Here is a 12573-nt window from a genome sequence, read left to right on the forward strand (position 1 = left end):
TTAGCTGCTTTTAAAATGATGCTCTTACGGTAAGACCATACCTTCTTGTTGAGGGCCCCGTAAAGAAATCGATCCCTTGACCATTGCCCACACCTGTACTGGAGGAGTTGGTATCGTAGCGCACATTGTCCGGAAAGTTTACTGCTTTGTACCATAAATTGGTTCCCGATAGTGTTAGCGAAAGGCTTCCGAAGGGTGTTTTGTCCAACATTTTCTTTGGAATGCTGTAGCCCAAGGAAGCTTCTTGAACACGGATAGTAGTTCCATCAAAAACATTCACTTCGTTAATGTCCCCGCCAAAGAATGTGTTGAACCCAAATTCGGTGGACGATATGGCCACGTTGTTTGGAGTACCGTCCGCAAATACGCCGGGCAACACATAATTGGTTTCCCTATCTATTGGGTCATCTGGATCTACTACTCCACGACCAATAAGCCCTGCTGTGGTCACCGAGTATACATCACCGCCATGGCGGTATTGAAGGTTTGCTGAGAGGGTGAAATTCTTATAGGTAATGGTAGGGATCAATGCTGTGGTCCAATCTGGGTTGGGGTCACCGATTTCTGTGATATTGTTGTCCACCAAATAGCGTCCGTTCGGCCCAACTACCTTATTGCCATTGTCATCTCTTTGTATGGTGCTGCCAAGCAATACACCAAATGGTCGGCCTTCTACTGCATAGTTTGCCGCCTCGCCAGCAACCGCAAAGGTCAATAGGATATTGTTGGTGCCTTCTGCCAAGTCGGTGACAGTAGTTTCGCTTGCTGTAAAATTACCAGCGATGTTAAATCCGATACCAGCTTCACTTTCCCTTAAGATATTGAAGTCATAGTCCGCTTCAATACCTTTGGTCTCTACTTCTCCGATGTTTACAAATGTGGAGCGGAAACCTGTTGAGCTATCCAAGGTGCGGTTGGTAATAAGGTCCGTAGTTGATTTTTGATATAAACTCAGATTAAAATTGAGTCTGTTGAACAATCGGGTGTCCAGACCAATTTCCAGTTCTTGTACTCTTTCTGGAGATAAATCCCGGTTACCCAGAATATCGGAAACCGTATTTCCGGAAACTACATTTCCATTAAAGTCCACAAAGGTTCTTGCGCCCAACGAGAGAACATCCCGAGTGTTAAAAGGTGTTGGGAAACCTGCAGATGAACCATAACCTACCCTAAGTTTGGCATAGTTGAGCACATTTCCTTGCAGTGATGGAAATGCAGTGGTAGGTATAAACGAAACACTGGCGCCGGGGTAGAACAATGAATTGTTTTCTCTTTCCAATGTGGAGGACCAATCATTTCTGCCCACCACGTTCAAGTACATCCAATCTTTGTAGGATAGGGTGGCGTCCAAATAAATACCGACCAGATTTTCTTCAAAATTTTGATTCAGATCGATTCCTGAAAAGGAGTTCACCGATGATGGTGTGGTGAAGTTGTAATGTTCCAATACTCCAAACACCAATTGCCCTTGACTTTCTATTCCATCTTGTGCAAAGGTGTCCCTTCTACTGTTCGCGCCCAATGTAGCGGTGAGGTTAAGGTCGTCCGATAGTCTTTTCTCTGCACTTAAAATAAGATCGTGGTTCCAAATGGAGTTTCTAACCGAACTGGTTCGTAAGATTCCCAAAGTTGGACCATCCACACCACCTCTGTTTTGTCCATAAGAGTTTAACTCTGTATAGGTGTCCAGACCTACACGATAGGTGAGGTTCATCCAATCGTTAAGGGCATAGCTCATGGAGACATTTCCTGTAAACCGGTCTGTTTCTTGAGAGGTCTTGGAGTTTGCAACGGTCCAATATGGATTTTGAATGTCGTTACCAGATCTATAGTACAAACTTCTTCCATCTACAGCTTGGAACGGTAGGTTGGTAAGATCTACACTCCGTGGTGTGTAAAGTACGTCGCCAAAGATAGCGGAACCATCAAAAGCAGCACCACTACCCGTACTTACTGCATTGGGTGGCGACTTGTATCCGGTTCTTGCAAAGTTGAACACCCCGGAAACGGTAAAGTTATTGGAAAGGGCGGCGTTGCCCCCTAAACTAAAATTGTTTCGTAATAACCGGTTCCCTGGGGTTACCCCGATATCTTCCGTTCTACCGTAATTTGCATTAAAGCTTACTTTTTCCGACCCTCCTCGAACATTTACAGAGGTACTGTACACGTAACCGGTTCTAAAAAAATCTTCGACGCCGTTGTAGGGTTTGTACAAATATTGATCATCCAATAAGTCTTCATAGCCAGCAATTAATGTAGGGTCGGCTATATAGTTAAAGGGATGCTGCAGAACAGCAACGCCATTGGGCCCTGTGCCCAGGTATTGTCCCGCCGAGGCAATTCCGTCATCATCTGTTCTATCGAATCGTGGACCCCAGTTACTAAAAAAGTATCCAAAGCCTTGGTGGAAACCACCGCCATAATTGTCCTGAAATTTAGGAAGTACCGCTTTGGACATAAATACGGATTGTGTTACGGAAACTTCGGTTTTGGTAGGGGCATCGCCTGTGGCCGCACCTTTGGTGGTGATCAGGATTACACCGTTTCTGCCACGGTTACCATATAAAACCGTTGCACTTAATCCTTTTAGGACACTTACACTTTCAATATTATTGGGGTCAAGATCCAGAAACCGGCTGGACTCGGTGTTTCCGTCCAAAAAGTTGGATTGGGTATTGGTACCTGAATCAAATGGGATTCCATCAACAATAAATAGGGGTTGGTTGGATTGGGTTGCCGATGAATACCCTCGGATGATAATGTTGGTTCCTGAACCGGACATACCGTTGTTGGAGGTAATATTTACCCCTGCTACCTTGCCGTTCAATACCCGGGCCACATCTGCTTCGGGCCTGGATTCTACCTTATCGGACTCTACCGTGGTCACTGAATAGCCCAACGAACGTTTTTCCCGAACAATACCTTGGGCGGTTACTACTACCTCTTCGAGTTGAGAGGCATCTTCTTGCATTTGTACATTGATCGTACTTGCATCGCCTACACTTCTTTCCAGTGTTCTTTGGCCCAAATACGAAAACACCAGTACATCTCCTGTACTGGCTTGTAGGGCGTAGTTGCCATCAAAATCGGATTGTGTTCCACGCACCGTACCCTTAACAACGATGTTTACACCGGGCAAGGGCACGCCATCTTGGTCGGTGACCGTTCCGGTGACCGTTTTTTCCTGGGCATGGGCAAATAGTATGGATAAACACATTGCCGCTAGTGCTCCAAACAGTTTCTTTACTTTCATACGATTAAACTTTTGTTAGTAATTTGAAATGAGTTAGGGCAACTGAGAAAGGTGGACGGCGCAAGGATATTGATAGCTAATTCAAATAATACTTCTGGGAAGTGAACAAAACTCAATGGATTTTGTTTTTTTAAGAAGTAAGGCCTCTCACCGCCCTACCTTTACAATTGCATAACAAATCAACCCAAATCGGTTTTGTAACAGGTACTTTTTAAACGGCGAGAACCTTATAAATCGAAATCCCTATGGGGAAGTACCGATTTTAACATTCTAAGAAATGTAACGGTAACTGTTTGATAATGAGTAACAAAAAAATCTCTTGAGAGAACAAGAGACTTTTTCCGTTAGGTCCAAACCATTTTTGAAGAGTAATGTTGGTAGTTAGTTAGGCCATTTGAATTTTGGTCTGTACAAAATCTGCATTGGCCAATGCCCTGTAATCGTTGGGACAGTGTCCCGTAATTTTCTTGAAGGCATTGTAGAAGCTGTTCTTACTGTTAAAACCTACTTCGTACATAACTGCTTTTACACTTAAGTTTGGATCCGTTACCAAAAGTTGCTTAGCCTCGTTGATCCTATATTCATTTAAAAATGAATAAAAGTTTTTTGCAAGGTAGGTGTTGATCACTTGGGATACTTTATACCGGTTTTCTTGGATGTGCTCGGATAGTTCGTCGAGTCCCATGGTATTGTTCCTGTAGATCTTTTCTACCTCAAAGGCATTTTGGATTTTTTCCATAATGGTAAGGGCTTCCTCATGAGTGAGTCCGGATTTCTTGTACTTTTCATGACTGTTCAATGGGCTCGGGCTCCGGTGTTCCTGCCCAATGTACTTAAAAACGAGTTGTTTTAGTAGTCGTTTCATAGGATTGATGATTTTTGATTGATGACTACTAGTTACCTATAAAATGCTAGTAAATCGGTGTTCCCGATAAGAGTTTACTGTTGTTTTATGAGAAGGAGGTACTCACTAGGGGTAAGCTGTGTATCTTTTTTAAAAGCTTTGTTGAAAGACACTTTATTGTTGTACCCAACTTCGTAAGCAACATCAATAATGTTGAGTTCCGTTTTCTCCTCCAATAATTCTTTTGCTTCTTGGATTCGGTGAGAATTTACAAACTCGCGAAAGCTCATATTAAAATGTTCGTTGATGAGTTGGGAGGTATTGTGCCTGGTGGTATCCAATTTTTCGGCCACCATGTCCAGATTGATATCGTTATGGCGATATATTTTTTCTTTCTGAAATAGATCTTTTAAGTTGGTCTTTAATTCTTGGGAGAGGCTATCGGTTAAACCCGACTTCACATATTTGGGAAACAATCGGTTGGTGTAGGAGTATAGCCCACTAAAAACATCGGGTTGTACATTGGCCGCATATCCTACATATAAAACCATGGTGGACATTAAAATTATAGGTGCGTGGAAAAATGCTCCACTCTTTATTCCTGTAGAAATATAGACACCATAAATAATATAGGCCAATACATATCCTACATGGATCAGATAGATGTTTTTTTGCCAGATACGGGTCTTCTTGTTCAAATCCGTTTTGCTCTCTTTTAACAGAGAATGGACAAAGTAGGCATACACACCTAAAGAGATCGCTTTAAGGATTACCAACAAAACCAGTTTAGTGGAATCACCAGGGTTTAATCCGTCCTCCAGTCTTTGGAGCATTTGTATCACTTTTTCTGAACCTGAAAATGCATATACGGTGAATGTAAGGTATATGGTTAACACCACCGTAGGTAACAAATGCCAGTAATCTTTTTTGTTGAGGTCCGTTGATTTTGATACTCTTTTAAAATAGAGGAAAAGGAGTGGACCATATAAGAAGGAAGACCATGTGGACATTAGGTATGTGTGCGGGAACTCAAAAACATAATTGGTTTGGTTTGCGCATATGTTTAGGATGAACAAGGAATGTATAAAAACAAAAAGTGCGATCAGGCCCCTGGCCTGAAGGTCAATTTTTTTGTTGATCAATAGAACAAAGGTCACATAAAACCCGATTAGGGAAACAAAAAAGTAGAATATGGACCACACCGTGAGCTTTGGGAGCACCGTTCCGGATAGTTTTACAAATTCGGTCTCATCTCGGATGCCGTCAAAATCTTCGTGTAAGAGGAACGTAGGGTGAAAATCTATCTCGAAATAATCGTAGATGTAAGAAATAGATTCTTGAGGGTGGTCCAATGCCGCCTCGCTCAGGGCAAGTTTTTTAAGAACATGGATTTTTTGGTCTTTATCAGGAAGTTCTAGATTCTTTTTGTATATCGGTACAGCATCCTCAAACCGGTGAATATTAAAATAATAGTCCGCCCAATCCAGCGAATCCTTAAAAGTTTCTGCTGTCGGTACGGGTATTCCGGCATAGCTGTCCAAGGCTTTGCCGTGGGCAAACATCACATTTGCACATAGAATAATGAGGACAATATATTTTGTTGATTGTCTCATTTTTGATTGATGATGAATTAGATATTAACAATTTATGAAAATAAGGCGTTAAAAACGTTAACAAACTATTAAAGTAGGTAAGCCCCGATAAAAGTTTACTATCCTAAAGGCAATGGAAGCATCAATAAAAAAGGGTATAAAAAAAGCCGAGAAAATTTTCTCGGCTTTTTTCTAGTAGCGGGGACTGGACTCGAACCAGCGACCTTCGGGTTATGAGCCCGACGAGCTACCTACTGCTCTACCCCGCGATGTGGACGGCAAATATACAACCGTTTTTCTGTCTTTTCCAAACTAAAATTAATATTCCTGTATTCAATAGGGGCAATCCGTTCAAAATCCATAAATTGGACATTTTTACTTTATGGACGCAATCAACGATTTTATCGCATCACTTTTGCCATACACCGAGTGGCCCATGTTAATATTGCTAATAGGTGGGGGATTGTTTTTGGCCTTTTACTCAAAGTTTGTACCCTTTCGGCATTTTGGCCACGCCATTGCTGTAGTATCCGGCAAATACGACGACAAGAATGCCAAGGGAGATGTAAGTTCGTTCCAAGCGTTATCGGCAGCAGTTGCAGCAACTGTGGGGCTCGGAAATATTTCCGGGGTGGCCATTGCTATACACGATGGAGGTCCGGGTGTGGTTTTTTGGATATGGATGACGGCCCTTTTGGGAATGGGCATAAAATATTATTCCGGAAGTTTGGCCATAATGTACCGCGGAACCGATTCGGATGGGAATATGCAAGGAGGCCCAATGTTCTACATTACCAAAGGGATGGGCAAATGGGCAAGGCCCATGGCCATTTTTTTTAGTATTTGTGGATTGTTCGGCTTTTTGGGCGTATTTACCGCCAATCAGTTCACCGAAGCTTTTATGGGCGTCGTGGAGCCGCACGAAACCATTTGGGCAACTAGTGAGTACAATTGGAAGTTGGGTATAGGATTCTTTTTGGCAATTGTTACATCCATCGTAATATTTGGGGGACTGAGCAAAATAGCCAAAGTAGCATCGGCCATTGTACCATTTATGGTAGGAGTATATCTTTTGGCGGTAATTTTTGTAATGGCCAGTAATGCAGGAGAAGTTTGGCCCGCCCTAAGAATGATTTTGGTAGAGGCCTGGAATTTCGATACCATGGTCACAGGTGGCTTTTGGGGATTGGTGATCGTTGGGGTGCGAAGAGCCATGTTCTCCAACGAGGCAGGTTTGGGTAGTGCGCCTATGTACCACGGACAATCCAGAAACAATGAGCCCACCAAAGAAGGATTGGTTGCCATGTTGGGTCCCTTTATCGATACAATTTTAGTATGTACCTTTACCGCGGTGGTAATTATCTTGAGCGGAGCCTACCTTGAGGATGGCAGTGGTATTGTAATGACCATGTCCGCTTTCGAAACAACACTGTATGGTATAGGCGATGTATTGTTGATGGTCATTGTGTCCGCATTCGCATTGTCGACCCTATTTACCTATTCGTACTACGGAGTTAAAAGTCTTTCATTTTTGACGAACGCCAAGATTGGAAAATGGTACAATGTATTTTTTGTGGTAATGATCGTTTTTGCTTCGATTGCATCGTTGACCTTGGTAAAAAATCTGATCGATCTCTCGTATGCACTAATGGTAATACCCAACATGATTGCAGTACTTTATCTTGCACCAAGGGTAAATGCAGCATCCAAACAATATTTTGAAAAAAGAAAAAAAGGTGGCGCATAAGTCTGGATTTGTAAATATTATCGGTAACCCCAACGTGGGTAAATCAACATTGATGAATGCCTTTGTAGGTGAAAAATTATCAATAATTACCTCAAAGGCGCAGACCACACGGCACCGTATTTTGGGAATTGTGAACGGTGATGATTTTCAGATGATTTTGTCCGACACGCCCGGTATCATCAAACCCGCCTATGAGCTGCAAACGTCTATGATGGACTTTGTAAAATCCGCTTTTGAGGACGCAGATGTATTGCTCTACATGGTTGAAATAGGGGAAAAGGCCCTTAAAGATGAGTCCTTCTTTAAAAAAATACAGAACAGTAAAATACCAGTGTTATTGCTCCTCAATAAAATTGATACATCCGACCAGCAAAAGTTGGAAGAGCAAATGCAATACTGGCAAGAGCAGCTGCCCAATGCCGAAATACATCCTATCTCCGCTTTGGAAAATTTTAATGTGACCGAAGTTTTTAACCGTATTTTGGACTTATTGCCCGAAGCACCTCCATACTATCCAAAAGATCAGATTACGGACAAACCGGAACGTTTTTTTGTTAATGAGACCATCCGTGAAAAAATCCTACTGCACTATAAAAAGGAGATACCGTATTCTGTAGAGGTAGAAACTGAAGAGTTTTTGGAGGACGAAGACATTATCCGTATCCGTTCAGTTATCATGGTGGAGAGGGATACCCAAAAAGGTATTATTATAGGTCATAAGGGGAGTGCCATCAAAAAAGTAGGTGTAGAGGCCCGAAAAGACCTCGAAAAATTCTTTGCCAAACAAGTGCACATCGAACTATATGTAAAGGTGAACAAAAACTGGCGAAGCAACTCCCAACAACTTAGGCGCTTTGGTTATAACGGTTAATCCTCGTTGCTGATTCGCTCAAAAGGAGCAATAGCATCCCTTACAAACTGTTTTAGTTGTTCCATTTGTCCTCTTCCCTTGGATTTTCCGAAGCGGCCAAAAGCATAGAGCGCGAACCAAATCACGACCAAAAAGCACATGCCCACCAACCATAGGGTAATATCTTTTCCTAAAGAATAGTTGGAATAGGCAAAAATTCCCATAATTATAAAAAGGGTTCCGACCCCAAAATGTAGGAACATAAAAAATGTCCATAACGTAGGATTGGGCCCGAACACGCCCCGTATGTTGCTCACTCCTTTTTCAAAAGAAGAAAGCTCCAAATGTAGTTGGGGGGTCCAAAAGGTGGTCTTCGGTTTTTTAAACTTGATAAAAATATGCTCATCAAGCCTTTTAATGTCAAAAGATGAATTATTTATCCCATCAAAAACCTGCTCCAACTGCTCCAATTCGGTGCGTAGGGACAGGCGAAAACGGGGCCGTAAGACAATCTCGTTGGTAAGGTCGCTCATAATCATTTGAAAATGATCAAAAAAGGTATCATTTTTTCTTCATAATAAATGGTATTTTTGCCAAAAATTAAACCTGATGGGAGCTATCGTAGCCATTGTAGGAAGACCCAATGTTGGGAAGTCCACCTTTTTTAACCGACTAATTCAACGCCGTGAAGCTATTGTGGATGCTGTTTCCGGTGTTACACGCGACCGTCATTATGGGAAAAGTGATTGGAACGGCAAAGAATTTTCTTTGATCGACACCGGAGGTTATGTGGTGGGCAGCGACGATATTTTTGAAAAAGAGATCGATAAACAGGTAGAACTGGCCATTGATGAAGCTGATGCCATTATTTTTATGGTAGATGTGGAATCGGGGGTAACAGGAATGGACGAGGATGTGGCCAAACTGCTTCGCCGGGTGGATAAGCCTACCTTTTTGGCCGTAAACAAAGTGGACAATACCCAACGTATCGCCGATGCAGTGGAATTTTATTCCTTGGGATTGGGTGAGTATTACACACTTTCAAGTATTAATGGGAGCGGTACAGGTGAATTGCTGGATGCCCTTGTGGAGGTTCTTCCAGATGATGTGGAAGAAGAAAGCGAACTGCCCCGATTTGCGGTCGTAGGTAGACCAAATGCCGGGAAATCATCCTTTATCAATGCACTGATAGGTGAGGATAGGTACATCGTTACCGATATTGCAGGGACCACCCGCGATAGTATCGATACCAAATATAATCGTTTTGGCTTTGAATTCAATTTGGTGGACACGGCAGGTATCCGTAGAAAATCCAAAGTAAAGGAAGACTTGGAGTTCTATTCCGTAATGCGATCCGTTCGTGCCATTGAACACTGCGATGTATGTATTTTAATGCTCGATGCCACCCGGGGTTTCGACGGACAGGTACAGAATATATTTTGGCTCGCGCAGCGCAATAATAAGGGAATCGTGATTTTGGTGAACAAATGGGATTTGGTGGAAAAAGAGACCAATTCGGTAAAGGAGTACACTAACAAAATAAAAGAAGTAATCTCTCCATTCGAAGATGTGCCGATTCTCTTTGTATCCGTATTGAACAAACAACGAATATTTAAGGCAATCGAGACTGCCGTAGAGGTGTTTAATAATCGTTCCAAAAAAATACCTACTCGTAAATTGAACGATATCATGTTGCCCATCATTGAAAAAACACCTCCGCCATCCACTAAAGGGAAGTATGTAAAAATCAAGTTTTGCACCCAATTGCCCACACCGTACCCGCAATTTGCATTTTTCTGCAACTTGCCGCAATATGTGAGAGATCCTTACAAGCGATTCTTGGAAAACAAGATCAGGCAAAATTTTGACTTTACCGGCGTTCCGATGACCATTTTTATGCGTAAGAAATAACTATTCGCCAGAGGCGTAGCGTACTTCCACTTCTTGCTGTATCCGGTTTCCTTGATTGTCGACTGCGGTGAGCATGTATTCACCAGGTTCGATGGGTATAACCAATTCATGGAAATTCTCTGTTTTGCCAACAAACACCTCGTCCAAATACCAATAAATAATGGTGTTGGATTGTTGGTGGGCCAATTTTAGAATGATTTCCATTCTTTTTTCGCCCAAATCCTTTGGTAATAGCACAGCTTCATAAGGTTTGGGGTAGATAAATTCCATCAAATTGTTTTCCAATGCAGAACAACCTTCCATATAAGGAGGTAAAGGCTTGTAGTTTGGATTCGAAGAAGCATAATAATATTCCAAAATGGGAGGTAGCACCAACCAATTTTTAGCTACCATGTCTTCTAACGGGTAGCACTCGGAGTTAACTCTAAAGTGTTCCGACTTATCTAAAAACACCTGCTGATGATAGGGGCAGGGGCGACTTCGTGTTCCGTGGGTAGGCACCCATTCTTTTTTGATGTCATCGCAATACATCGAAGCACGAAAGCCACTTTGGGCACATACCTCTATCTCCACAAGATCATCTAAAGGTTTTTGAAACCAACTACTTTGTGGTAGTGCGGCCAATACATCAAATAGTATGGGTGCAGCTGCTGTGATTCCGGTTAGCCCAGGTCTTCCCTCCCCATCGGCATTGCCTGCCCAAACCCCGATGGCATATTTTGGGGTGACACCAACGGCCCATGCATCCTTAAAACCAAAACTTGTTCCAGTTTTCCAAGCAACGGGTTGAGAGGAATCGAAAAACTGCCAATTTTCGTCACCCTCCGGCCGATTGACCTCATACATTGATTGGAAAGTGCTGAAAATAGATCCTGCGCCAAAAACCAAGGGGTCAAATTGTTCTTTGCCAAAATCCATTGTTTCATGTTGTAAATAAGTAGCTTCGGTAAATTCCCGACTCCTGTACGTGCTGGAATGTGTCAAAAAATAATTCAGGCTGGAGGCCATGGAGGCATAGGTGGAGGTTAATTCCCAAAGGGAGCTTTCCGCACCCCCGAGAATCAAGGACAGCCCATAATGGGAAGAAGGCCTATCCAAGGATTCCATATTCATCTTATGGAGCTTATTGTAAAATTTTTGAAGCCCATATTCCCGTAACAACCGAACAGCCGGTACATTTAAAGAGCGTGATAACGCTTTGCTCGCAGGCACCGCACCTGCATGTTTTAAATCAAAATTCTGCGGATGGTACCCATTGATTACGGTCGGGACATCTTCCACAAGCGTATGGGGCAACAATTGGCCCTCATCCAAAAGCGAAGCGAATAAAAAGGGCTTCAACGTACTGCCGGTACTTCTTTTCTTGGTGATGATGTCCACATAATTGGAGTGCTTTTCCCCGGATGGTGAGTTTCCCACATACCCGAGCACTTTCCGGGTCTCCACATCAAGGACCAAAATGGCCAGGTTATGGATCTCGTTGCTTTGCAATCGCCGATAATGTCTTTCGGCCAAAGTGTTCAGCTGCTGCTGTAGCGACCTGTCCAAGGAAGTGGTGATGCGTTGGCCGGGATGTTCATTTCGGATACGCTCGGTAAGATGAGGTGCTATATCCGGCAAAGGCACTGGTTTTTGTGGAAGTGGCTCGGCAATGGCCAGCTCGTAAGTGGTTTGGTCAATGATTTCTTTCTCCCATAGTTTTTTCAATAATCGATTTCGTTTGTCCAAAAAAGCCTGTTCGTTTCTTCCCGGGAAAATTAGGGCAGGTGCATTTGGCAAAACGGCCAAGGCGGCAGATTGCCCCCAGCTCAATTCATGGGCAGGAATTCCAAAATACCGCCAAGCCGCTGTCTCCAATCCCACTACATTACCACCATAGGGGGTGTGGGAGGCATAGAGTTTCAAAATTTCTTCCTTGGAGTACCGCAACTCCAACCGAGTGGCCATAAATACCTCGATGATTTTTTCCCAGTAGGTCCTACTTCGATTTTTTCTGCTCAAACGGATGACTTGTTGGGTAATGGTACTGCCACCCCTACGGGTCTCTTTGGTGAGATTATGTCCTATGGCCTTGATAATGGAAATGGGGTTAAACCCGGGATGCTGATAAAAGTATTCATCCTCAAATAGCAAAATACTTTGTTTAAAGCGCTCCGGGATAGAATCAATTTGTGGGAAGCGCCATTGGCCATCATCAGCAATACGTGCCCCGATAAGTGTTCCATCCGAACTATTGACTACGGTAGAGTTGGGGTCGTTAAAAAGAGTTTTGGGCAGACAAAGCACCCATAAAATCAAAATGATGAAAAATACGCCTACCTTGATCTTGTGGTTGACCAGCCTCCTTTTTAATGATGATAAAACTTTACTCATCCA

8 protein-coding genes and 1 tRNA gene are annotated in these 12573 nt (G+C 42.9%); 3 read left to right on the plus strand and 6 right to left on the minus strand.

Features of this window, described 5'->3' with window-relative positions; all coding sequences use genetic code 11:
* Positions 1–10: 10 nt before the first annotated feature.
* The 4 genes from AB9K32_RS16280 to AB9K32_RS16295 all read right to left on the minus strand — a co-directional run bounded on the left by AB9K32_RS16280 (position 11) and on the right by AB9K32_RS16295 (position 5958).
* Positions 11–3253 (minus strand): SusC/RagA family TonB-linked outer membrane protein, encoded by a 3243-nt coding sequence (locus AB9K32_RS16280; RefSeq protein ID WP_224836399.1) that lies wholly within the window; start codon positions 3251–3253, stop codon positions 11–13.
* Positions 3254–3638: 385 nt separating this feature from the next.
* The gene (locus AB9K32_RS16285) at positions 3639–4118 is read right to left on the minus strand and encodes an AraC family transcriptional regulator (protein ID WP_224836400.1); all 480 of its coding nucleotides are present in this window, start codon (positions 4116–4118) and stop codon (positions 3639–3641) included.
* 74 nt (positions 4119–4192) lie between these two features.
* A complete protein-coding gene (locus AB9K32_RS16290; RefSeq protein ID WP_224836401.1) occupies positions 4193–5710 on the minus strand; it encodes a helix-turn-helix domain-containing protein in 1518 nt (505 codons plus the stop codon).
* A 175-nt stretch (positions 5711–5885) separates the two neighbouring features.
* A tRNA-Met gene (locus AB9K32_RS16295) sits at positions 5886–5958 on the minus strand.
* A 113-nt stretch (positions 5959–6071) separates the two neighbouring features.
* Here AB9K32_RS16295 and AB9K32_RS16300 point away from each other — a divergent pair.
* Entirely contained in the window at positions 6072–7436 is a 1365-nt protein-coding gene (locus AB9K32_RS16300; protein ID WP_369885816.1) for an alanine/glycine:cation symporter family protein, read from the plus strand.
* Complete coding sequence (era, locus tag AB9K32_RS16305; RefSeq protein WP_338198067.1) at positions 7426–8307, plus strand: GTPase Era; 882 nt, start codon at positions 7426–7428, stop codon at positions 8305–8307. The genes AB9K32_RS16300 and era overlap by 11 nt, the downstream gene beginning before the upstream one ends.
* On the opposite strand, the gene AB9K32_RS16310 is transcribed toward era, so the two are convergent.
* Positions 8304–8819 carry a GTP-binding protein gene (locus AB9K32_RS16310; protein WP_369885818.1) on the minus strand — a complete coding sequence of 172 codons (516 nt, stop codon included), beginning with the start codon at positions 8817–8819 and terminating at the stop codon, positions 8304–8306. The genes era and AB9K32_RS16310 overlap by 4 nt on opposite strands.
* Positions 8820–8895: 76 nt before the next feature.
* Here AB9K32_RS16310 and der point away from each other — a divergent pair, with 76 nt between their 5' ends.
* Positions 8896–10197, plus strand: coding sequence for a ribosome biogenesis GTPase Der (gene der / locus AB9K32_RS16315; RefSeq protein WP_224836404.1), 1302 nt, complete (start codon positions 8896–8898; stop codon positions 10195–10197).
* On the opposite strand, the gene pbpC is transcribed toward der, so the two are convergent.
* Entirely contained in the window at positions 10198–12570 is a 2373-nt protein-coding gene (pbpC, locus tag AB9K32_RS16320; RefSeq protein WP_369885820.1) for a penicillin-binding protein 1C, read from the minus strand.
* Positions 12571–12573: the final 3 nt, after the last annotated feature.

This window comes from Allomuricauda sp. XS_ASV26 (genome assembly GCF_041224615.1).
GTDB lineage: Bacteria > Bacteroidota > Bacteroidia > Flavobacteriales > Flavobacteriaceae > Flagellimonas > Flagellimonas alginolytica.